This is a genomic window from Yoonia sp. 2307UL14-13 (genome assembly GCF_037572755.1).
In the GTDB taxonomy this organism is placed as follows: Bacteria; Pseudomonadota; Alphaproteobacteria; order Rhodobacterales; family Rhodobacteraceae; genus Yoonia.
The window spans coordinates 45,745-68,894 of the sequence record NZ_JBBIFZ010000003.1; the positions used below are offsets into that span (position 1 = coordinate 45,745).

The window sequence follows — 23,150 nt, forward strand, 5'->3', positions numbered from 1 at the left end:
AGTAATTGTCCCTCCCTATGAAACCTCTGCCGGCCCCTCGCCGGCGTCTTCTCTGATCGGAGCGACCGAATACGGGGCATCGAACCAGTGTTCTTCCAAGTTGGCACCCGTTCCGATGCGATCAACGACCGCAAACAGTCCGGGTTCGGACAGCGGGGTCAGCACGCCGTGCCAGATCCCGCGGTGAAAGTTGATGGCTTGTCCCGGCACGCTCTCGAACGCGATGGGCGTACCGGGCGCGCCGTCTTCATCAGGGGCGACGACGATAAGGAACCCATGTTCCGACATCGGGATGAACGCTTGGCTTCCGTCAGGATGACGCTCGACCATTTGCAGCGACAGCGGCAGGCTGCGCGGTTCTGCCTTGAATAGGCTGACACCGGCACGGCCCCCGTTGAAATCAAGGGTCGCGCGATCATGATAGCGCCCGCATTTGCCCTGATTGATCACCTTGTCGGGCGCACCGGCCGTGTCGATGACGTCACCAAAGGGCGCAAAAGCCTCCTTCGTCAGCGGCTGAATATGGATCACGTCATTCATGCGCCCAGCTTCTCGGTCAACCGCAATTCGGCGATCCGCTCCACTTGGCGGCAGGCCTCGTTGAATTCGGTATCACGGTCATTGTCGATGCGGCGATGGAACGCCGCGAGGATCGAGGCCTTGTCGTTGTCCTTGACCGCGATGATGAAGGGAAAGCCGTGCTTGGCCACATAGGCATCGTTCAGTCTCTGGAATGTTGTCCGTTCATCATCGGTCAACAGGTCCAGCCCGACCTCGGCCTGCTCTGCGGTGCTTTCGGCAGTCAGCTTGCCGGCAGCAGCTAGTTTGCCAGCCAGATCCGGGTGCGCTGTCAAAACGCCAAGTCGCCGTTCATCGGATGCGGAACGAAAAATCCGGCATAGTGCGTTATGCACACCTGCGGCACCATCGTGTGTCGGCCCCAGTTCCAGGTCATGTGCACCTTCGGCGATCCAGGCCGAATGTTCGAAGATACCGCCGAAAGCCGCAACAAACTGATCGCGCGACATCTCCGAAGGTCGCGTTTGTGTCATCGGTGGATGTTCCTTTGTCCAATGTTCAGCAATCTCAAGACGGGTGGCGAACCACACACCGTCATGGGCTTTCATGTGGTCGATCGCGCGGCGGAGCGCGGCGGCCCGACCCGGACGGCCAACGATCCGGCAATGCAGCCCGATGGACAGGATCGCAGGACGACCCTGTTGCCCTTCCTCGTAAAGGTAGTCAAAGCTGTCCTTAAGGTAGCTTTCAAACTGATCGCCATTGGTGAACCCTGCCTGAATGCCAAACCTCATATCGTTACAATCCATTGTGTAGGGCACGATCAGTTGATCGCGCCCACGCAGTTTGACCCAATAGGGCAAATCATCGGCATAACTGTCGGCGACATAGGCAAACTGGCCCGTTTCGGCGACCAGCCGCACGGTATTGTTCGAACAGCGGCCTGTGTACCAACCGCGCGGGGCGTCACCTGTGACTTCGGTATGCAGACGAATGGCCTCGGCGATCTGCGCGCGCTCTTCGTCTTCGGGCATGTCTTTGTGTTCGACCCATTTCAGGCCGTGCGACGCGATTTCCCAGCCCGATCGCTTCATCGCAGCCACCTGTTCCGGTGCGCGGGCCAAGGCTGTGGCCACGCCATAGACCGTCACTGGCAGATCCGACAACATCCGGTGCACCCGCCAGAAACCGGCGCGGCTTCCATATTCATAAAGCGATTCCATGTTCCAGTGACGCTGTCCTGGCCATGGCTGCGCACCGGTGATTTCCGACAGAAACGCCTCGGACGCGGCATCCCCGTGCAGGATGTTATTTTCCCCGCCTTCTTCGTAGTTTAGCACAATCTGGACGGCGATCTTGGCGCCGTTTGGCCAGTTGGCTACGGGTGGGTTTTCACCATATCCGATCATGTCACGAGGGTAGCGATTCACACGTATGTCCTTTGTTTCACTCGGCGCGACACTAGGTCAAAACAATCGGATGTATTTTAAAAAAAAACACGAAAGACCCTAACTGCGCTTGTCTTTGCGGATTTACGACCGCGTAGACTATAAGCCGTCAACCAAGTTGCAGGAGATTATGATGGCTGGATATTTGACAACACATGTTCTCGATACCGCACGCGGGTGCCCGGCCGAAGGGTTGAAAATTGAACTTTTCAGTATCGACGGTGATACCCGCACACATCTCAAGACGCTGAGGACCAACGATGATGGCCGGACTGACGAACAGATCCTGCCTGCCACTGAATTCAAGACCGGTATCTATGAGTTGGTGTTTCACGCAGGCGACTATCTGGATACCAGCGGCGTTCCCGCTGAAAGCCCGCGTTTCCTTGACGTGATCCCGCTGCGCTTTGGGATGTCCGAGGCGTCTCACTATCACGTGCCGCTTTTGCTATCGCCGTTCAGCTATTCCACTTATCGGGGCAGCTGAGCCTGAATGGTTGCATTTCGGATGTCCTTGGAAATGCGGTCGATCATAAAGTCCATGAAAAGACGGGCCTTGGGATCCTGTCTCCGTCGATGAGTAAAAAGGCATGCCATCTGAATGGGTTCTGGCGGATTTTGCTTTACCACCGGAACCAGCCGCCCGGCAGCAATATGCTCTGCGACCTCGAAAACCGGCTTCATGGCGATCCCGTGGCCTGCCAGCGCCCAATCGGTCAGCACATCGCCATCGTCCGACTCATAGCGGCCCTGCACAGAGAATTTCCTGATCGCCCCATCGGCCCTAAGCGGCCATTGAAATTCAGTCGCCCCGGGAAACCGCAGGTTTAGGCATTCATGCCCTTCACCAATCAAGTCCGCACCCGTCTGCGGCATGCCCCGCGCCTCGATATATTCAGATGAGGCACAAAGTACCCGTTCGACATCGGCAATCTTGCGAATACGCAGGGTGCTGTCTTCGGGTTGTCCCAGAAAAAATGACAGGTCCAGACCTTCGGTGGTCAAATCGACCTTTCTGTCCGTCAGACGCAACCTGACGCTGACCTCGGGGTATTTTTCAAGGAAAGCAGGAACTTGTGGCGCGATCAGGCGCCGCCCGACACCAAGGGGCGCAGCCACGTAAAGCGATCCCTTGGGGTTGTCGGTGATGTTGATCACCTGCGCTTCCGCCGCCTCGACAGAGTCCAATACCTCGCAGGCCCCGCCATAGAACGCCTTGCCCTGCTCTGTGGGCGTCAGGCTTCGGGTTGTCCGGCGAAACAGGCGCACACTCAGCTTCTCTTCCAGTTGTGAAATGCGCGACGACGTCAACGCAGGAGAGATGCGCAAATCGCGCCCCGCCGCCGACATGCTGCCCAGCTCATATACGCGCACAAACGTACGGATATTATCAAGATATGACATTGTTCAGCTTTTCTTGAGACTGCTTGGTGTTAGGCGGTCGTACCAGAAGAATTTATTCTCGCCTAGTGTGGACCAGACCGGATTCGAGGGAGAGCTACGATGTATGACGTCGCCATTTTGTGGGATTGGATCGCTTTCAGCGTTCGTTGGCTCCACGTCATCACCGCAATGGCCTGGATCGGGGCATCGTTCTATTTCATCGCGCTCGACCTGATGCTGAAACCGAATGAAGACCTGCCCGACGGCGCCTATGGTGAAGAATGGGAGGTCCACGGCGGTGGTTTCTATCATACGGTCAAATACCTCGTCGCTCCGACGCGAATGCCTGAACATCTGACCTGGCACAAATGGCAAAGTTACGCGACATGGCTCTCTGGCGCGGTACTTTTGATGATCATCTACTGGGTCGGCGGTGAGCTTTATCTGCTGGATCCCACGAAAGCTGACCTTGCGCTGTGGCAGGGCATCCTGATTTCAGCCGGGTCACTGACCATCGGATGGCTGATTTATGATGCCGCCTGCAAATCAAAACTGGCTGATACCCCTACCCTTCTGATGGTGCTGCTGTTCGTGATGCTTGTCATCATGTCCTGGGGCTATAACCAGATCTTTACCGGTCGTGCCGCCCTGCTGCATCTTGGCGCCTTCACCGCCACGATCATGACAGCAAACGTGTTCTTTCAGATCATGCCGAACCAACGGATCGTTGTCGAAGATCTCAAGGCGGGCCGCATACCGGATGCAAAATACGGCAAGATCGCCAAGGTCCGTTCGACCCATAACAACTACCTGACGCTACCCGTGGTTTTTTTGATGTTGTCGAACCATTACCCGCTGTCGTTCGGAACGGAATATGCCTGGATTATCGCGTCATTGATATTCCTGACGGGCGTCACGGTTAGGCATTACTTCAATACAATGCACGCGACCGGCAAAGGGCCACACTGGACATGGGGCGTCACCGTTCTTTTGATGATCTTGATCGCCTGGCTGTCGACAGCGTCTACATGGAATGGTGACTATGATACGCTGGAATCAGCAGAGCTGACACCTTATGAACAACAGTTCGCGACTGCTGCCTCATTCGATGACGCGTACAATACGGTGATCGGGAATTGCTCCATGTGTCATGCCCGCGAACCTGCCTGGGGAAGCATGCAGTGGGCGCCCAAGGGCGTTCATCTTGAAACCGAAGCAGACGTGGCCCGCCATGCAGAGGCGATCTTTCTGCAGGCAGGGGTCAGCCACGCGATGCCGCCCCCAAATGCGATCCAGATGACGGACGAGGCCCGCAAGACACTTGTGGCATGGGTTCGGGAAGGCCGCGCCAATCCAATTTCGGAATAGATCACGGTGCACTTCGGTGTGATCGCACGGAATTGCTGCATCGATCGGTTCTTTGGGCCGATTTCAGCGTTTTGAGGTTGGCCATGCCGCACCAGGCACCTTTCAAACGTGATCGTTTTACCCGGCCGCATGTTGCGACGCAAAAGTTGCCAAAGGCTTTCGGGCTATTGAGCATATTAAGCGGCCCTGACCCGGGCAATGTACCGCCCTGACGTTCCGCAGCATCAATCCACTAATGCAGCGCCCCCAAATCAACCGGTTATTAACCTAAATGATTTTCAACTCAGGGTATGTTTGTGTCACATCGTTATCAGTTCGTCCTGTTTCCGGACCCCTTGAATGCCTGCCCGTGGGTCGGCCCGGCCCTGCGTCCGTGGCTGGATCAGCCCGTCGCGTCCAGCCGCAACGGCAATGCCGGCATACCGTTCTTCCACGGCATGTCACCGGCCGAGGCCAGATTGGCATTTGATGTGCAGGGCCTGAATTTCGGCGACTACACCCGTATCGCCATCATCCGAAATCCCTACGCCAAGATGGCGCAGCTCTATTATCGGATCGCCATGACCGATCCGCTGTGGCGGATGCGCGACCATGTGGGAATCGATATTCCGAGATTCGGAAGATGGTTGCGGATGACCCGCCCCGATGGTCTTGGCGCGGGCTATCGTGGCAGCGCGCGCTGGCGTCGCTTCGGCGCCTGGTCCGCCGAACATTGGTGCGGCCCTCACGTGACGCATACCGTGCGCGCCGATGCAGCGGCGGAAGAGTTGACGACGGTCTTCGACAAGATCGGGATTTCGCCGGCCTTCGGTGACCGCACCGTGCATGAACCGACGGGCCAACGACTTGCCCGGCTTTACGACAGCGAAAGCTGGGCGCTGATTCGACAGCGTTATCGGCACGATCTGCTGCGTTACCGGATGCAGGATTGCCAGCGGCCACTCCGCTCTTTGCCCGTGGTGGATGACACAGTCATACCTTACCGGTCGGTCGCGTAACGGATCGCCCCAAGTGCCGCCACCCGGCCCGTCGCGAGGCATCCGGTCAAAAGATAACCCCCGGTCGGCGCCTCCCAATCCAGCATCTCGCCCGCGCAAAAAACACCGGGAAGGTCGCGCAGCATGAAATCATCGGTCAGTGCATCGAACCGCACGCCACCGGCTGTCGATATCGCCTGATCGATCGGTAGCGGACCAGCATGACGGATCGGTAAGGCCTTGACCAAAGGCCCGAGGTCATTGGGAAATGGCCGTCCGAACTCGGACAAAAGGGCAAGGCGGGCGGGGTCAAGGCGCAGCACTCTGCGCAGATGGTTCGACAGGCTGGCCTTGCCGCGTGACCTTTGTAAAGCCGCCACGACCCGGTCCATTGGCCAATCCGGCAGCAGATCGACCGTCAGCGGCGCGCCGTCACGCACCGCACGCGATACGGCATAAATGCCGCCGCCTTCCAGGCCCTTTTCCGAAATGATGCATTCGCCCCGCGACGTCAGATCGCCCGCATGGAGCGCGATGGATTTGATCGGATGCCCAAAGAACCGGCGCATATGGTCGGACCAAGACACGACAAACCCCATATTCGCCGGAGCGAAGGGTGATACGGCGTTGCGCATATGATCCGCCCAGCGCCCATCCGACCCCAGACGCGCCCAACTGGCGCCGCCCATTGCCAACACAGTCACGCCGGGTTTCACCTGCACGACACCGTCGGGCGTTGCAAAGGATACTGCACCCTCCTGCCATCCCTGCCAACGCCAGCGCGTTCGGCGTATGACACCCTGCGCGTCAAGCCGTGCGAGCCATGCCCGCAATAACGGCGATGCTTTCATTACTGTGGGAAACACCCGCCCTGTCGAGCCGGTGAACAACTCTTGCCCCAACCCCTCGGCCCAGCCCATCACCTCCATCGGACCAAAATCCGAGATCGCATCGCGCAAGGCCGGGGGCGCACTCGGATATGCCGCTAGCGCAACCGCCAAAGGCTCATTCTTGGTCAGGTTCAGCCCTGATTTACCCGCCATCAGAAACTTCCGCCCGAATGACGGCATCGCGTCCGCAACCGTCACCGCCATACCCGCGGCCGACATCACATCCGCCGCCATCAACCCAGCGGGGCCTGCGCCAATGACAACGGCCCCTGTCACGTGGGTAGGCTGCCTTTCAGTTCAACCACACGCTGCGGATAGGGAATTTCGATGTTGTTATCTTTCAGCGCATTCCAGATCAGGAACAGCACATCCGACGCAAACTTGTTCTTGCCGTCATCAATCCCATTCACCCAGAATTCGACACCAAAATCGATCCCGCTGTCACCGAAACCACGCAACTCGCAATCCGGGCCTTCGGGGTCATCCAGCACCTCGGGGTGTTTGGCCACCGCAGCCTCGATGATCGCGGGCACCTTGTTGATGTCGGTGTCGTAGCTGACCGAAAAATCGACCTCCAGCCGATTGGCCGAGCCGCTATCGGAATAATTGACGACCCTTGTGGTGATGAAATCCTCGTTCGGGACGACGATCCAGCGACCATCGAATGTTTCAAGGATCGTCGCACGGGCCATCATCTTGATGATCGTGCCCGCCTCACCCCCGTCCAGTTCGATGTAATCACCGACGGTCGCCTGACCCTCGACCAACAGGATCACGCCAGAGATGAAATTCGACGCAATCTTTTGCAGCCCAAACCCAAGCCCGACGCCGACGGCACCACCAATCACCGCCAGCGATGTCAGGCTGATCCCCATGATGTTCATGAGCAAAAGGAACGCGATGCCGAAGATCGCGAACTCCGCAGCCTTGACGATCAACTGCCGGATCGCGGGTCGCATCTCCTGCTGTTCGATATAGGCCGTCGATTGGGTGTTCGACCATTGGCCAAGCCAGAACAGCAAACTGCCCGCGATCGCGCCGCGAATAATGGCAAGCGCGGAAAAGCTGATATTGCCAAGCTGGACAACCGTGCTTTCCAAAGCAGCCAATACCGTATCCAGCAAGCCAACCGCATAAAGTGCCGCGACAGGCACAAGAACGTATTTCGCCAATAGCTTGAGAAACGGATCGGTGACGATCCGTTTTGCCAGGGCACGCGCGGCAAGAAACAGAAAGAACCGCTTACCAAAAGCGATAACCTCACCGGACCCGAAAAGCGACCTCGTGATTCCCTCGCCGATTGCGGTGAAACCATATGCCAGCAGCGGCAAGAGAAGCGGCAGAAAGATCAGCAGGAACCGGCGTCCACTTGCCAGCAAAGAACGGCTTTCGGCGGCGGGCGTCAAAAGCGATCTGATCCGCGGGGTGATGACACCGTTCGCGATCCGCGCCAGCAGATAGGCACCGACCAACAAGCCGAACTGTGACCACGCGGCGGGCGATAACAGCCATTCCTGTGCAAGCGCCGTGCCTTGGTTGAAATAGTCCAGCCCCTGCGCGACCAATGGATTATCGCTCAACATAATCAGCCCTCTGAAATACGGGGGATCATATGCTTGATTCGCGCGATGTGGCCAGCCTCTGCTGTCAGCGCATCGCGGCAAAGGTCTTGGGCCCGCACGATCAAATCATCCTGCGGCACGATGCGGTCGATCAGGCCCCAAGACAGCGCCTCTTCCGCGCTGATTTTCTGCCCACTCATCAGGATCATCTTGGCCCGGCTCGGCCCGATCAACGCCGCCATACGTCCCGGGTCAGAGGGCTGGGGTAAGAAACCCATCTTCATCACCGGATAAAAGAAATTCGCGTTCGGCACAGCCAGCCGCATATCGCAGGCCAGCACCACACCAAACGCACCACCCGCAACCGTGCCGTTCAGGGCTGCAACGGTCAAGCCGTCGAACCCCGCGATCGCGCCCGAGGCTTTTTCCCACGCCGGATCAGTCGCCAACCCCGCCTTCGTCGCCTCCAGATCGGCACCTGCGCTGAATACACGACCAGTGCCCGTCAGGATCAGGGCCTTCGTGCCCGCCGCCTGATCGACCGCCACCGCGACGTCCAGCAGCATTTCCCGGGTCAGCGCATTGGCCTTGTCCGGGCGATCCAGTGTGATCGTGCAGACATCGCCCAGGTGATCGACGCGGATCATACAAGACCGACCTTTTGCCGAATGTCATCCTCACGCAGGCTGACATCCGTACCCAGATGCGCATCCGCCTCCGGCGTGCACATCCACAACAATGCCTGCGCGGGCCATTCGGGCGGGATATGCACCGACCAATCCAGCTGGCTGACCGGGTTGATGCCCGACGCCTTGATCTCGCGCTGCATATCGGTGGCGACCGTGCCCGGCGACAGGCCCAATACGCGCAAACCCTTGTCCCGGCCCTCTTTGTCACCCATCCGGGTGAGCATGTAGACGCCAGCCTTGGACGTACAATAAGCCGACCAGCCTTCGACGGGGCCGTGCGCCGCGCCGGACGAGATGTTGATGATCGTACCGTGCCCCTGCGCGATCATGCCCGGCATCACGGCGTGCATACCATACATCACGCCCTTGAGGTTGACGTCGATCGTGCGTTCCCACGCTCCCGTGTCGATATCCGACAGATGTCCGATCGGGTCGATGATCCCTGCATTGTTGATCAGAACATCAAGACCACCGAACGTCTTGCCCGTTGCAGCAACTGCGGCATCGACCTCGGACTGGCGGGATACATCGCAAGGGATGGCCAGCGCCTTTTCACCGATTTCGCCCGCAATCTCGGCGATTTTGTCCACGTCACGCGCCACCAGGGCGACCTGCGCGCCGGCTGCTGCAAAGGCGCGCGCCGCCGCCGCGCCGATCCCGCGGCTGGCCCCGGTGATGAGTACGGTTTTCCCGACCATATTGATGTTTTTCATGGTTTATCCCTTTCGATCTGCCGCAAGGGCAACTAGGTACAGACTCGTCAAATCCGGCCCCAAGCACCATAGTAGGTCCGCTTGGATCAGTCCGAAAGATACATAACGAAAGGTATTCGCATGACTTACTCGACACCGCTGCGCAGCGCCGTTTGCATCGCCGCCCTATTTGTCGGCGGCACGGCGCAAGCCGATGTCACTGCGGCCCAGGTCTGGGACCACTGGAAAACACAGATGGGCCTTTACGGTGAAGACGGCATCAGCATCGGTTCCGAGGAAGTGGACGGCGACACGTTGACCGTCAGCGATCTGAAGGCGACGATCGATGACGGCGACATCAAGGTCGAAGCCAGCATGGGCGATCTGGTCTTTACCGAACAGGGCGATGGCACAGTCAGCGTCACGATGGCCGAAAGCTATCCCGTCATTCTGACCAACCCCGATGGCGGCGTCATCACGCTTGACGTGACGCAATCGGGGATGAGCATGATCGTCAGCGGCGACCCCGATGCGATGAATTATGAAGTCTCCGCTGACAGCTATGGCATCGCGTTTCGGGACATGGTGGATGGCGACGTGACTGTCACCGGCGATGCCGAACTGGTCGCGAATGACTTCAGCGGTCAATACACAGCCTCCGGGGAAGACCTCCGAGACCTGTCCTACGACCTGAAAATCGCCTCGCTCGACATTCTCGTCGATTTTGAAATTCCGGGCGCCGCGGGTGAGTACGTGACCGGCAGTGGCAAGCTGGAAAATATGGCCATGCAGGCCGATATGACCATTCCCGCCGATCTTGATTTCGAAAACCCCGACGATGCCTTTTCGAAAGGTATGTCGATGAAAGGTGGATACACCATCGACAGCGCCGCCTATGTGTTTGATTTCAATGCCGACGGCGATCAGGCCTCGGGTTCGGCAAGCAACGGCGCGACGGTTCTTGATTTCAACATAGATATCTCGGAAATCGCCTATTCGGTCGAAGCGAGTGACATGTCGATCAACCTGACCGCATCGGAAATGCCGTTCCCGGTCGAAATCGGCCTCGCGAAATACGGTGTCGCGGTCGAGGCACCGGTTGGGAAAACCGAAGAGCCCGAGGATTTCGGGATGAAGATCGATTTGGTGGATCTGACCGTGAATGACATGATCTGGGATCTGTTCGACGCTGGTCAGGTTCTTCCACGCGACCCTGCTACGTTCCAGTTCGACGTATCCGGCAAGGCAAAGGCCCTGTTCGATCTGATGGACCCGGATCAGGCTTCTGAGATCGCGCAATCCGACATGCCGTTCGAGCTTGAGTCACTTTCACTGAACGACCTGCGTCTGGCCGTGGCCGGCGCGCTGGTCACAGGGTCGGGTGAATTCACTTTCGACAACAGCGATCTTGAGACATTCGACGGCATGCCGCGCCCCGAAGGCGAAGCCGTGGTTGAGGTCAACGGTTTGAACGCCCTGCTTGATAATCTTGTCGCGATGGGTCTTGTCCCCGAAGATCAGATCATGGGCGGCCGGATGATGATGGGCATGTTCGCCCGCTCGGTCGGTGACGATCAGTTGGAATCGAAACTTGAGGTCAATGGCGAAGGGCATGTGCTGGTTAACGGCCAGCGGATGCGATAGCTTCGGCTAAGGATGGGGGCGCGGTGAAAGATCACCGCGCCCTTTTTATTTGAAACAAAGGATATCGCGATGAGATTGATCGGACTGCTCGCTTCGACCACCGCCATGCTTGCGACGCATGCTGCAGCGGACATTACCGCAGATGACGTGTGGGCCAACACCACGGCCATGTATCAGGCAACCGGCGGTACCTTGGACGCAGAGGTAACCCGCGATGGCAGCACGGTTTTTGTCGATGATGTCAGGCTGACCTACGAATTTCCGTTCGACTTCGGACGCATCACCTTCGGCCTGCCGCCGATGACCATGATCGAGGAAGACGACGGAAGCGTCACACAGAAACTGCCCAAGAGTTTTGACGTTGATTTCAGCGTAGAAAGCGAACCGGCGATGATCGAGGATTTTCGATTTTCTGCCCTCGTGACACAAGCCGACTTTGTCTCTACCGCGACGGGAACACCCGGCGACATCACCTATGAACGCAGCGCGGGTGCAATCGGTGCGACGGTCGATCTGAACATCGATTTCGAGGATGTGACGGTATCGTTCGAAATCACCGGCGATGGCTACAGCCAAACCACCCGCGTTCAGGAAGGCGACTTGCTGCGCATCACCAGCGAAAGCGAAACCGGTGATATGCGCTATAGCTATCAGAGCGATGGCGGATACGATTTTTCCGATGAGGGAAGTGGTGAATATGGGCCGACTACAGGCGCGTTCGCTGCTGCACTGCCCGCGAACGGCTTTGATCTGATAAATCCTGCTGCCGCTATTCAGGATGGCATGTTCTTCGACGCGACCACCACCCAGAACGGCACGCGCGATGAGTCGACCACGTCATTCGATGGCGAGGTGATGACGCGCACCGCCAGTTCCTCCGGGGTCGGCTCCTCCGCCCTCCGCCTTTCCGAGGACGGGTTCTTTGTCGAGGCCGAGGTGTCGGATATCCAGTTCATGTTCGAAGAGCGCGAGTTCATCGATCTGTTGGCCGACGTGAACATGAACCGCATGGCAGTGTCCTATCAGGTGCCCCTGATGGCGCGCGACACGGCACAGCCCGTCGGTTTGACATTGGACATGACCGGCGTGGTCGTGAATGAAGAATTGTGGGACATGGCCGATGCGACCGGTACAATCAGCCGGGACCCGATCAATGTCGCGCTGGATATCGTCAGCGACGTCATTCTCGAGGTCGACTTGCTGGATTTCGCCAACCTCGAAACCGCGTTCGACGCGCCCGAGCCCCCGTTCATGCCGGAAAGCCTGACCATCAACAGCCTTCTCATCGACGCAATGGGCGCCAATGCCACGGGCACTGGTGCATTTGAATTCGACGCGACGGACACCGAAACCTTCGATGGCCTCCCGCGCCCCGAAGGTGACGCCGAAATCACGATCATGGGCGCCAACGCCTTGCTCGATCAACTCAGCGCCGCAGGTCTGGTGCCTGACGCCGACCTCGGCGGTGTCCGCATGATGCTGGGCATGTTCACCCGCCCCGCCGGTGACGACACGCTGACATCGACGCTCGCCGTCAATCCCGAAGGCCAGGTCCTCGTGAACGGCGAACGCATTCGGTAGACTTGCGAGGCACCGCCGTCCGGATTAGGTCAAGGGCAACAAAGGATTGCCCATGACCGCGCCGCTCGACCACCTCACCGCACAACTGCTTGACGCCGCCCGCAAGGCGGGTGCCGACGGCGCCGACGTGATCGCCGTGCGCGGCACATCCCTGTCGATCCGCGTCCGCGAAGGGGCGCTGGAACAGGCCGACCGCTCCGAAGGGATCGATCTGGGCCTGCGAGTCCTTGTCGGGCAGCGTCAGGCATCCGTCTCATCATCCGACGACAAACCCGACACAATCGCGCAAATGGCCGAACGCGCCGTCGCCATGGCCAAAGAGGCCCCCGAGGATCCCTATGCCGGCCTCGCCGATCCGTCCGAACTGACCACCAACACCGACCTCAAATCATTGGAATTGTCCGACCCATCCGACGAACCGGACCCGGCAGCGCTGCAAGACGCAGCAATCCGGGCAGAGGCCGCAGCGCTCGCAAACAAAGGCATTTCGCAAGTCCAATCCGCCGCCGCAGGCTACGGCCACAGGCAGGCCCATATCGCCGCCACCAACGGTTTTTCCGCAGGCTATGCGCGCACCGATCATGGGCTATCCTGCGTCGCCATCAGCGGTGCGGGCACCGAGATGGAGCGCGACTATGACTACGACAGCCGCGTCTTCGGCGCCGACATGCGCGATGCCGCGGACATCGGACGGATCGCGGCGGAACGGGCCGTCGCCCGCGCCGGGGCACGCAAACCGCCAACCGGCGCATTTCCCGTCATGTTCGATGAACGGATCGCCAGCACCCTGATCGGCAGCATCCTGCAGGCAACCAACGGGCAGGTCATCGCACGCGGGTCCGGCTGGCTGCGTGACAAGCTGGGCGAACAAATCCTGCCCAAAGGAATATCGCTGACCGAAGAACCACACCGGAAACGCACATCCTCATCACGGCTTTTCGATGCCGAGGGGCTTGCAACCGCATCCCGCAAAATCGTCGACGACGGCATCCTGACCGGCTGGACCACAGATCTCGCCACGGCACGACAGCTGAACGTCACCAAGACAGCAAACGCTGTACGCGGCACATCCTCACCCCCGTCCCCAGGTGTCACCAATGTGACCCTGACCCAAGGCGACCAAACCCAAGCCGAACTCTTGGCGGATATGGGAACCGGCCTGCTTGTCACCTCCTTGATCGGTTCGACCATCAACCCGAATACGGGCGATTACTCTCGCGGGGCGAGCGGCTTCTGGGTCGAAAACGGCGAAATTACCTATCCCGTCAACGAATGCACGATCGCGGGAAATCTGCGCGACATGTTGATGACGATCACACCCGCCAACGACGCGCGTGCCCATCTTTCGCGTGTCGTACCATCGCTGCTGATCGAGGGGATGACGCTTGCCGGAAACTGACCTCGCGCTGTTAGTCGATGCGGCGCGGGCGGCGGGTCAGATCGCGCTGGGCTATTTTCGGCAGGCCGTCGATATCACCGAAAAACCAGACGGCGCCGGGCCGGTAACGGCGGCCGATCTGGCGGTGAATGCGATGCTGCACGACCGGCTGCGCGCCGCGCGCCCGGACTATGGATGGCTGTCCGAAGAAACCGAAGATAATCCGGAACGACTACGGACCAAGCGGCAATTCATCCTTGATCCAATCGACGGCACCCGCGCTTTCATCGATGGCGGGAAGGACTGGGCGCATTCGATCGCCGTCGTCGAAGACGGCGTCCCGATTGCCGCCGCCGTCTACCTGCCTGTGCGGGACCTCATGTTCGCTGCTGAAAAGGGGGGCGGGGCCACGGCTGATGGTGTACCAGTCATAGCGACGAACGCAGCTCTGGATGGCGCGACCGTATTGGGCGCGAAACCGAATTTCGACCCGCGGTTCTGGCGCGGTGGAACGCCGCCCATAAAACGCACCTTCCGATCGTCACTGGCCTATCGGCTTTGCCTGGTGGCCCAAGGCCGCTTTGACGGGATGATCACCCTGCTGCCCACTTGGGAATGGGATATAGCCGCGGGCGCGTTGATCGCGGCCGAGGCCGGCGCGGTCGTTACCGACCCAAACGGACATCCGTTGCGTTTCAACAACGCACATCCGCAAGTGCCCGGCGTTCTCTGCGCCGGACAGCAACTGCACAACGCATTGCTGGATCGGCTTGAGCCGCCGGTTGCCACAGCCTAGAGTATCGCCAACGCGCACTCCAACAAAGGTTTGACCATGACCCAACGTCTGCATCTCGTCTTCGGTGGCGAGCTGATCGATCCGACGAAGAACGCTTTCAAGGATGTCGACGACATCGATCTGGTCGGTATGTACCCCAATTACGCCGCCGCCTATGACGCCTGGAAAAATGCGGCCCAGCGCACGGTCGATAACGCGCACATGCGCTATTTCATCGCCCACATCCACCGGCTCCGCGATGAAGAGACAGAGGCCTCGCCGACCGAGGAATTGGACACGTAAAGACCGCCAATGGCACGATCGCTCTCTATCGCCGCATATCTTGCGGGTCTTGGTGAACAGGATGCAAAGCAACGGTTGTCCACGCAACCGCCCCGCCCTGCGGGTACGATCATCTGGGCGCGTTGCAGTCATCCAGACCAGTTGACCCCGATCGAGACGCTGAATCGTCGCCTGACCGAAGACGGTGACCCGGTGCAGGTCATCGCCACGATGGCGGATTGGGATAAGTCACTGGCCCACCGCGCCTTGCCCGAACCCAAGGGCCGCGAAAACATCCGCACATTCATCATGCACTGGCAGCCGATCATGGCGATCTGGGTGCGGGGTGATCTTGATCCGATCCTGTTGGATGAATGGTACAAGGCCAAATTGCCTTGCATGCTGGTCGATGCAACGGCCGACGGGCTCGAACAGGTGGCGGGCGGTTGGGTGCCAGGCGCCATGCGATCGCTTCTGTCGCAATTCGAGGCTGTTCTGGCATTGGATCAGGCGGCAGCCGAAGGTCTGATCAGGGCCGGGACCCCGCAAGAGGTCGTGCGCGTCACCGGCCCGATGGAGGATTGCGCACCCCCACTGCCATGTAGCGAGCATGAAAGACAGGAACTGGCCGACGTGATCGGAACACGACCCGTTTGGCTTGCCGCTGCCGCCCAGCGCAATGATTGTGGCGACCTGATCGTCGCACAACGGGACGCCAGTCATCGCGCACATCGCCTGCTTTTGATCGTTGTGCCCGAAGACCCGGACGATGCCGCGCATTTCGCGGAAAACATGCGCGGGGCCGGGTTCTACGTCACGCTGCGATCCGAAGAACCGGACCCGACCGAACTGACCCAGATCTACATCGTCGATACCGGAGAAGAGCTGGGCCTGTGGTATCGCGTTGCACCGATCAGCTACCTGGGCGGGACGTTGCACGGTGGCGGCTGCCGGGACCCTTTCGAACCCGCAGCGCTTGGTTCTGCTGTCCTTTATGGCCCGCAAATCGCGCCGTTTCAGAAACACGCCGCACGCCTGAACGCAGCCGCCGCTTCGCGCCTGATCCGCTCGGGCAATGATCTGGGGCCAATGGTTGAATCCCTCTTGTCGACCGACAAGGTGGCACGCCTGGCACATGCCGCCTGGGATGTGACATCGCGCGGGGCGGATGTCACCAATCGGATTGTCAGGATCGTGCAGCGACGGCTGGAAGAACTGGGCCAATAATGCGGGCGCCGGATTTCTGGTTCACACCGCCGGACAAGCCGGGCCTGATTTCCACCGTGTTACGCCCAATGGGCGCGCTGTACGCACATCTCACGGCGCGGCGGCTTCGTCAGCCCGGATATCACGCAAGCGTACCTATCATCTGCGTGGGCAACATCAATGCTGGTGGAACAGGCAAAACGCCGACGACCATCGCCCTGGTCCAGCGTCTGTCGGCGTGGGGATACGATGTGCATGTGGTCAGCCGGGGCTACGGCGGTTCATTGACCGGACCGGTGGCGGTCGACCCGACAACGCACCGGGCCGCACAAACCGGCGACGAACCGCTATTGCTCTCTGCCTTCGCCCCCGCATGGGTATCCAAGGACCGCGCGGCGGGCGTCCGGGCCGCGGAAGGGGCGGGCGCCGACGTGATCATCCTCGATGACGGATTTCAAAACCCCTCGGTGCACAAAAACCTGTCGATCGTCGTTGTCGATGCCGCTCGCGGTTTCGGCAATGGCCGTGTCCTGCCCGCTGGCCCCCTGCGCGAACCCGTTGCGACGGGCCTCGCGCGCGCCGATATCGTGCTGTCGATCGGCCCGCCCGATGCGCAGGCCCGCTTTGACGAAACCTGGCCCGTTCAGAAACCGCACACCACCGCGCATTTGGCCCCCTTGCCGACCGGCATGCCGTGGAAAGGTATGCGCCTTTTCGCCTTTGCCGGGATCGGCCACCCTGAAAAGTTTTTCCATACCTTGCGCGATCTTGGCGCCGACATTGTCAAAGCCAAGTCCCTCGCCGATCACCAGCCCCTGACACCGGCATTGATGCGGCGGCTTGAACAGGATGCCACCGCCCATCGCGCGCAGTTGGTCACAACAGAAAAAGACGCTGTCCGTCTACCGGAACGGTTTCGGATGAACGTGCTGACCTTGCCGGTCAGGCTACAGCTAGATGATTGGGAACCGCTGGACCGGTGCCTCGCCGACCTCGGGCTTGGCGAGGCGGGTCCAGAAGGGCCCGCACCCAAATCCTAGCTCAACTTGCCATCCAGAATGCCGGCGAAATCATCATAGGTCATATTGCCGTGCTTCTCACCGTCGATGAGGAAAGACGGGGTCGAATTGATGCCATCCCGTTCGACATTGGCCTGATACCACGTGAAGAGGCTTTCGGCCTTGGCTCCATCGCTCAGGCACGCATCCAGGGTCGCATCGTCCAGCCCGGCTGTTTTCGCCAGCGTGCGCAGGTCCTGCACGATGATCGCCGGATCGCCACTCGCCAGCCACTCGCTTTGCTTTTCATATAGCAGGTTCGAGACGTTGAAAAAGAAATCGGTATCGCCCGGGCAGCGCGCGATCATCGAGGCCCAAAGACCCGGGCGGTCGAAATAAACCTCACGATAGACGAACCGGATCTTGCCGGTGTCGATGTAGTTGGCCTTGATCGACTGATACTGATTGGCATGGAACGACGCACAATGCGGGCACGTGTAAGAGGCATATTCGATCACCTCGACCGTGGCGTCGGGATCGCCAAGCACCATTTCGACGACCTCTGGCAGTTCACCGCCACTTTCCTGCGCATGCGCCGCACCAGGCAGCAGGCTCTCGGGATCGGCATTGCGCCGGTTCAACAGGATACCACCGCCACCAAGCGCCAGCAGAGCACCGCCACCAGCGGCCAAAAGGGTTCTTCTTTGCATGTTCAAACCTCTGATCAGGATTTTTGTTGTGACAGGACATTTGCGCCTAACGCACAAAGTGCGCTGCGCAGGTCTTGATTTTCAATATCAGCCGCCAGTGTTCGCGCAGCGTTACGCGCAACCGGGTCAGGCTGGGACGTCATGTGCGCTTTATGTTCAAACGCCACACGGCCCTCCGCGAAACCGGTCGGCGCCGTCTGGGTGATCCGAACCCGCGAAATCGCACGGTAACCATAGCAGGCATTCACTTTCTCACGGATCGCCTCTTTTTGCATTTCCAGCATCGGGGCCTGCGACCCGGTGGTCAATAACGTCAGTGTCGCACCCATACCGCCTTTGCCATAGCTGACGTTAACCGGCTTTGCGATGTTCGCGGTGGCCGCGCCTACGACCTCAGCCCAGTGCGTCAACAATCGCGCAACCGCAAAGCCGCGCTGCTCGCCCACGGCGCGGATCGGCTTTTGCACCAATGTCGATGCCCGCGAAAAGCCGCGGGTTGTGCTGGTATGACGTGGCTGTTTCATGTCTACGCTCTAATCTATGCGGTTGTGCGCGCCAAGCCAATGAATCCGAAATATGAGGTGTTGAACATTGCGTGAACTCAGCGACGTTTTACTGGAATGGTACGATCGCCACGCACGCGAGATGCCTTGGCGCGTGCCACCGGTGGACCGCATAGCCGGGGTCATGCCTGATCCTTACGTCGTCTGGCTGTCAGAGGTCATGCTGCAGCAAACAACGGTCGCAGCCGTCCGCGACTACCACCGCAAATTCACGACGATCTGGCCAACCGTAACTGATCTCGCCGCTGCCGAGGACGCACAGGTGATGGCCGAATGGGCGGGCCTCGGCTACTACGCCCGCGCCCGCAACCTGTTGAAATGCGCCCGGGCCGTTGTCGCAGACCACAAAGGCGTTTTCCCAAACAAATACAACGATCTGCTCAAACTCCCCGGTATTGGCCCCTATACCGCCGCCGCCATTGCCGCCATCGCCTTTGACCAACCCGAAACCGTCGTGGACGGCAACGTCGAACGGGTCATGGCCCGCCTGCACGACATCCACACGCCGCTTCCCGCCGCAAAGCCCGAACTGACCGAAGCGGCAGCCACCCTCACCCCACAAAACCGCCCCGGCGACTACGCCCAAGCCGTCATGGACCTCGGCGCCACTATCTGCACACCACGCAACCCGGCCTGCGGCATCTGCCCGTGGCGCGACCCTTGCGCGGCACGCGAGGCAGGGACAGCGCCGGAGTTGCCAAAGAAAACACCCAAAAAGAAAGTGCCAACGCGCTACGGCATCGCTTATGTTGCCCGACGTACGGACGGCGCGTGGCTGCTCGAAACGCGGCCCGAAAAGGGCCTTCTCGGCGGCATGCTCGGCTGGCCCGGTTCTGACTGGTCGGATGATCCCGCGCCAACGCCCCCGATAGATGCGGACTGGACCCAGCTCGAGGCCGAAGCTCGCCACACCTTCACCCATTTCCACCTGCACTTGAAAATCATGACCGCAACCGTGCCTGACGATGCCACCGCCGACCAAGGCACCTTCATCCTAGCATCAGATTTCAGCCCCGCCGCCCTGCCCACTGTCATGCGCAAGGTCCACGACCTTGCCGCTGCGACGTTACGCAACTATTGAGCCATTTTCCCGTTCCCCCTAACCTTTCGATGACGGGAGAGAGGTAAGAGGCCAGCCATGACAGCAATTCCAGGCAACGCGAAACTCGGCGGCATGGCCGCAGCACCTTACTGGCTATCCCTGGCGCTTGTCCCGTTGGCGGTTTTCGTCGCGATGCAAGGCGGCTGGACCATCCTGCTCTTGCCGATCTCGACCTGGTATCTTTTCGCCGGGCTCGACTATGTCGTTGGGCTGAATACCAAAAATCCCGATCTGGAAACGGATGAAAGCCAGCTTTTCTGGTATCGGGCCATCACGCTGCTCTGGGTGCCCGTGCAGCTTTGCACGATCTTCGGGTTGATGATCTATGTCACCCAAACCGACCATCTGAACGGGTTTGAGCAATGGGCGCTCTTTGCCGGTCTTGGCATCCTGTCCGGTACAATCGGCATCACCTATGCCCACGAATTGATGCACCAAAAACCCAAGATCGAACGCTGGATGGGTGATATCCTGATGACATCCGTCCTCTATGGGCATTTCCGGTCAGAGCATTTGTTGGTCCATCACCGCTATGTCGCCACCCCGCGCGATCCGGTGACTGCGCGGTACAATGAGAGTTTTTGGCGGTTCTTCCCGCGCGTCTTGAAGCAATGTCTGGTCTCGGCCTTTAAGGCCGAAAAGGCGATGCTGGCGCGAAAGGGTCTGCCTTGGCACGATAAATCGAACCCGTTCTGGCGCTATTGGGCACTGCAGGGTGGGTTCCTCCTGCTGTCTGCGCTGATCGCCGGTTGGTGGGGTGTGTTCCTGTTCACGGTGCAGGCCTTCTGGGCGGTGTTTCAGCTGGAACTCGTCAACTACGTCGAACATTACGGCCTGACACGGAAACACCTGGGCGATGGGAAATACGAACATGTCCTGCCGCGCCACTCGTGGAACTCCGCCCACCGCGCATCGAACTGGCTTCTGATCAATCTCCAACGCCATTCCGATCATCATTACAAACCTGACCGGCGGTTCCCCCTGTTGCAGACTTATGGCGCCGAAGAGGCCCCGCAATTACCGTTCGGTTATCCGGTCATGACACTGACGGCGCTTTCGCCGACGTTGTGGCGCAAGGTGATGAACCCGCGCGTGCAGAAATGGCGCGAAATGTACTATCCCGAGATCACCGATTGGACAGCCTATCGGACCGGAGGACATCCCATGCCACGGTAAGGTGGGTCTCGACCCACCGCACACCGAATAAACGTTTTGTCAGTGTCGAAGTCGCTATGCTGCATTGGTTAACGAAATCAGCATCAGCCGCGCGATGAGGTCCGATGGAATTCCGATGAAAGTCCGATAGAATTCCGATCGGCGTTTTGTGGAAAAATGCAAATATTATCAAGAGCTTGAACGAAAATTTCCAACAACGGCGCCATTTTGCACCCCAAAACAGCCATTCATAAACCCTTTGTTAACTTCCAAAGAAAAAACCCCGCCGTACAAGGACGGCGGGGGAAGTTTTGTGCGCGTGGGCCTCTCGACATGGGAAAGGTGGCCACAGGCACTGGCGGTATTCTTCTTGGGAAACTCTAACGGGCGTTAATGCTTGGCCATCTCCGCCCGAATTTGCTGACGCAGGATATCAATCGGCACCTTCTGTCCGTCGCGCTTGAACTGCCAATAGGTCCATCCATTGCAGCTTGGCGCCCCCTCCAGATGAGCCCCAACCTGATGAATCGATCCCTTCACATCATCACCAATCAACGTCCCATCAGCACGCACTTTGGCCTTGTGTCGCCCATTCATGGACCACAATTCCTCGCCCGGACGAAGGAGACCACGTTCGACCAAAACACCAAAGGCCACACGAGGTTCGGCGCGTTTTGAGGTCGAGACCTCAAGCGCTTCCTTGTCGAATTTGCGCGTATTTTTGATACGTTTTTCAGCGACTTCGCGGTATTCGGTTTCCCGCTCGATCCCGATGAAATCGCGACCCAGCATCTTGGCTACGGCCCCGGTGGTGCCGGTCCCGAAAAACGGATCAAGCACGACATCACCGGGGTTGGTGGTGGCAACCAAAACTCTGTGCAGAAGGGATTGCGGTTTCTGCGTCGGATGGGCCTTTTCGCCCTCTGAATTCTTCAGCCGCTCATGGCCGGTACAGATCGGCAGTACCCAGTCAGAGCGCATCTGCACCCCTTCATTCAGCGCCTTCAGCGCCTCGTAGTTGAAGGTATATTTGCTGGCCTCTTCCTTGGAGGCCCAGATCATTGTCTCATGCGCGTTCGTCAAACGCTTGCCGCGAAAATTCGGCATCGGGTTCGATTTCCGCCAGACCACATCGTTAAGGATCCAGAAACCCTGGTTCTGTAGCTCTGCGCCCATCCGGAAAATATTGTGGTAACTGCCAATGACCCAAATCGCGCCATTGGGTTTCAGCAGGCGACGGGCGGCAGATAACCATTGGCGGGTGAACCGATCATAGGCCTTGAAACTGTCGAACTGATCCCAGGCATCGTCGACAGCATCGACCTTGGAGTTGTCAGGACGGTGAAGCTCACCCTTGAGCTGCAAATTGTAAGGAGGATCCGCAAAAATCAGGTCAACCGAACCCGCGGGCAGGCTGTTCATGACGTCGATACAATCGCCGTCGATAATCGTGTTCAGAGGGAGCGCCCCCGCACCCTTTGTCTTGGTCTTGGTCGTCATGTCTGCCTCTAGCCCCGGCGGTTTGCCCGCTCATTCGCTTGGCCCTAATGTGAGTCAGACCTGATTCCCTGTCAAAAGTTTTATTGATTCAATCACTTACACTTTTATCTTGATACAAGATATTGTGGATGGGTGCGAAAGAGCGTCTATGATGCGGCGTGACCCCATGCGCCTCCAGCCCCTTAAAATGTTGGGCTGTTCCGTAACCGGCATTGCGTTCCCAACCGTACCCAGGGAACTGTTGCGCCAAATCCACCATGTGTCGGTCCCGCCACAGTTTCGCAACGATTGACGCTGCGGCAATCGACTGCGAGCGGTTGTCGCCTTTGACGATGGCTTCGCTAGAGAGTGTCAGACCTCGCGGGATCATATTGCCGTCGATCAATATGTGATCGGGTTGGGGCGACAGCCCTTCAATCGCGCGCACCATCGCGATGTGCGAGGCACGCAAAATATTTTTCTCATCGATTTCGGCCACGTTGGCATCGGCGATACTGACCCGCGCCGTCGTCATGATCTGATCATAGAGCGCCTCGCGCCGTTTGGCGGTCAGTTTTTTGCTGTCGTTGAGGCCGGTGGGGATGTTGGCAGGATCAAGGATCACGGCCGCAGCGACCACTGGACCGGCCAAGGGGCCACGTCCCACTTCATCAACACCTGCCACGCTGGAAAACCCGCGTGTATGGGCGGCGTGTTCAAAACTGAAATCGGGATGCGTCATGTCGCCA

23 protein-coding genes are annotated in these 23,150 nt (G+C 59.0%); 12 read left to right on the forward strand and 11 right to left on the reverse strand.

Going from position 1 to position 23,150, the window contains the following annotated elements; all coding sequences use genetic code 11:
* Window positions 1–15: 15 nt before the first annotated feature.
* Both V8J85_RS09720 and puuE read right to left on the reverse strand, forming a co-directional pair.
* Complete coding sequence (locus tag V8J85_RS09720) at window positions 16–540, reverse strand: ureidoglycolate lyase (RefSeq protein WP_339953539.1); 525 nt, start codon at window positions 538–540, stop codon at window positions 16–18.
* On the reverse strand, window positions 537–1,949 hold the full coding sequence (gene puuE, locus V8J85_RS09725) for an allantoinase PuuE (RefSeq protein ID WP_339953540.1): 1,413 nt from the start codon (window positions 1,947–1,949) through the stop codon (window positions 537–539). Before puuE ends, V8J85_RS09720 begins: the two co-directional genes overlap by 4 nt.
* A 151-nt stretch (window positions 1,950–2,100) precedes the next feature.
* Between puuE and uraH the strand changes: the two genes are divergently transcribed.
* Window positions 2,101–2,454: a hydroxyisourate hydrolase gene (gene uraH / locus V8J85_RS09730; RefSeq protein ID WP_339953541.1), complete on the forward strand. Its 354-nt coding sequence runs from the start codon at window positions 2,101–2,103 to the stop codon at window positions 2,452–2,454.
* Here uraH and V8J85_RS09735 read toward each other — a convergent pair.
* On the reverse strand, window positions 2,439–3,371 hold the full coding sequence (locus V8J85_RS09735; RefSeq protein ID WP_339953542.1) for a LysR family transcriptional regulator: 933 nt from the start codon (window positions 3,369–3,371) through the stop codon (window positions 2,439–2,441). The two genes, uraH and V8J85_RS09735, sit on opposite strands and share 16 nt — an antisense overlap.
* 99 nt (window positions 3,372–3,470) lie before the next feature.
* Between V8J85_RS09735 and V8J85_RS09740 the strand changes: the two genes are divergently transcribed.
* Both V8J85_RS09740 and V8J85_RS09745 read left to right on the forward strand, forming a co-directional pair.
* Window positions 3,471–4,718 (forward strand): urate hydroxylase PuuD, encoded by a 1,248-nt coding sequence (locus V8J85_RS09740; RefSeq protein ID WP_339953543.1) that lies wholly within the window; start codon window positions 3,471–3,473, stop codon window positions 4,716–4,718.
* 296 nt (window positions 4,719–5,014) lie between these two features.
* Window positions 5,015–5,716, forward strand: a complete 702-nt coding sequence (locus tag V8J85_RS09745; protein WP_339953544.1) for a hypothetical protein — start codon at window positions 5,015–5,017, stop codon at window positions 5,714–5,716.
* Here V8J85_RS09745 and V8J85_RS09750 read toward each other — a convergent pair.
* The 4 genes from V8J85_RS09750 to V8J85_RS09765 are packed head-to-tail and all read right to left on the reverse strand — an operon-like array spanning window position 5,698 to window position 9,549.
* Complete coding sequence (locus tag V8J85_RS09750; protein ID WP_339953545.1) at window positions 5,698–6,861, reverse strand: TIGR03862 family flavoprotein; 1,164 nt, start codon at window positions 6,859–6,861, stop codon at window positions 5,698–5,700. The two genes, V8J85_RS09745 and V8J85_RS09750, sit on opposite strands and share 19 nt — an antisense overlap.
* Entirely contained in the window at window positions 6,858–8,168 is a 1,311-nt protein-coding gene (locus V8J85_RS09755) for a mechanosensitive ion channel family protein (RefSeq protein ID WP_339953546.1), read from the reverse strand. Before V8J85_RS09755 ends, V8J85_RS09750 begins: the two co-directional genes overlap by 4 nt.
* Before the next feature lie 2 nt (window positions 8,169–8,170).
* On the reverse strand, window positions 8,171–8,794 hold the full coding sequence (locus V8J85_RS09760) for an enoyl-CoA hydratase/isomerase family protein (RefSeq protein ID WP_339953547.1): 624 nt from the start codon (window positions 8,792–8,794) through the stop codon (window positions 8,171–8,173).
* Complete coding sequence (locus V8J85_RS09765) at window positions 8,791–9,549, reverse strand: SDR family oxidoreductase (protein ID WP_339953548.1); 759 nt, start codon at window positions 9,547–9,549, stop codon at window positions 8,791–8,793. The genes V8J85_RS09760 and V8J85_RS09765 overlap by 4 nt, the downstream gene beginning before the upstream one ends.
* Window positions 9,550–9,669: 120 nt before the next feature.
* On the opposite strand from V8J85_RS09765, the gene V8J85_RS09770 reads away from it, so the two are divergent.
* From V8J85_RS09770 to lpxK, 7 genes are all read left to right on the forward strand, one after another.
* Entirely contained in the window at window positions 9,670–11,172 is a 1,503-nt protein-coding gene (locus tag V8J85_RS09770; RefSeq protein WP_339953549.1) for a DUF2125 domain-containing protein, read from the forward strand.
* Window positions 11,173–11,241: 69 nt separating this feature from the next.
* Entirely contained in the window at window positions 11,242–12,753 is a 1,512-nt protein-coding gene (locus V8J85_RS09775) for a DUF2125 domain-containing protein (protein ID WP_339953550.1), read from the forward strand.
* 52 nt (window positions 12,754–12,805) lie between these two features.
* Complete coding sequence (locus V8J85_RS09780) at window positions 12,806–14,152, forward strand: TldD/PmbA family protein (protein WP_339953551.1); 1,347 nt, start codon at window positions 12,806–12,808, stop codon at window positions 14,150–14,152.
* Entirely contained in the window at window positions 14,139–14,927 is a 789-nt protein-coding gene (locus tag V8J85_RS09785; protein WP_339953552.1) for a 3'(2'),5'-bisphosphate nucleotidase CysQ, read from the forward strand. The genes V8J85_RS09780 and V8J85_RS09785 overlap by 14 nt, the downstream gene beginning before the upstream one ends.
* 36 nt (window positions 14,928–14,963) lie before the next feature.
* On the forward strand, window positions 14,964–15,209 hold the full coding sequence (locus tag V8J85_RS09790; protein WP_339953553.1) for a DUF4170 domain-containing protein: 246 nt from the start codon (window positions 14,964–14,966) through the stop codon (window positions 15,207–15,209).
* Between the two features lie 9 nt (window positions 15,210–15,218).
* Window positions 15,219–16,415 carry a 3-deoxy-D-manno-octulosonic acid transferase gene (locus V8J85_RS09795; protein ID WP_339953554.1) on the forward strand — a complete coding sequence of 399 codons (1,197 nt, stop codon included), beginning with the start codon at window positions 15,219–15,221 and terminating at the stop codon, window positions 16,413–16,415.
* Window positions 16,415–17,434 (forward strand): tetraacyldisaccharide 4'-kinase, encoded by a 1,020-nt coding sequence (gene lpxK / locus V8J85_RS09800; protein ID WP_339953555.1) that lies wholly within the window; start codon window positions 16,415–16,417, stop codon window positions 17,432–17,434. Before V8J85_RS09795 ends, lpxK begins: the two co-directional genes overlap by 1 nt.
* Here lpxK and V8J85_RS09805 read toward each other — a convergent pair.
* Both V8J85_RS09805 and V8J85_RS09810 read right to left on the reverse strand, forming a co-directional pair.
* Window positions 17,431–18,102 (reverse strand): DsbA family protein, encoded by a 672-nt coding sequence (locus V8J85_RS09805; RefSeq protein ID WP_339953556.1) that lies wholly within the window; start codon window positions 18,100–18,102, stop codon window positions 17,431–17,433. The genes lpxK and V8J85_RS09805 overlap by 4 nt on opposite strands.
* Window positions 18,103–18,116: 14 nt before the next feature.
* Window positions 18,117–18,626, reverse strand: a complete 510-nt coding sequence (locus V8J85_RS09810; protein WP_339953557.1) for a DUF721 domain-containing protein — start codon at window positions 18,624–18,626, stop codon at window positions 18,117–18,119.
* Between the two features lie 67 nt (window positions 18,627–18,693).
* Here V8J85_RS09810 and mutY point away from each other — a divergent pair, with 67 nt between their 5' ends.
* Together mutY and V8J85_RS09820 are read left to right on the forward strand one after the other, a co-directional pair.
* Window positions 18,694–19,746 carry an A/G-specific adenine glycosylase gene (gene mutY, locus V8J85_RS09815; RefSeq protein WP_339953558.1) on the forward strand — a complete coding sequence of 351 codons (1,053 nt, stop codon included), beginning with the start codon at window positions 18,694–18,696 and terminating at the stop codon, window positions 19,744–19,746.
* A 57-nt stretch (window positions 19,747–19,803) separates the two neighbouring features.
* Complete coding sequence (locus V8J85_RS09820; RefSeq protein WP_339953559.1) at window positions 19,804–20,943, forward strand: alkane 1-monooxygenase; 1,140 nt, start codon at window positions 19,804–19,806, stop codon at window positions 20,941–20,943.
* Between the two features lie 369 nt (window positions 20,944–21,312).
* Here the strand turns inward: V8J85_RS09820 and V8J85_RS09825 are convergent, their stop codons facing one another.
* Both V8J85_RS09825 and V8J85_RS09830 read right to left on the reverse strand, forming a co-directional pair.
* Window positions 21,313–22,422, reverse strand: a complete 1,110-nt coding sequence (locus V8J85_RS09825) for a site-specific DNA-methyltransferase (protein ID WP_339953560.1) — start codon at window positions 22,420–22,422, stop codon at window positions 21,313–21,315.
* 88 nt (window positions 22,423–22,510) lie between these two features.
* A complete protein-coding gene (locus V8J85_RS09830) occupies window positions 22,511–23,143 on the reverse strand; it encodes a ribonuclease HII (protein WP_339953561.1) in 633 nt (210 codons plus the stop codon).
* Between the last annotated feature and the right edge of the window lie 7 nt (window positions 23,144–23,150).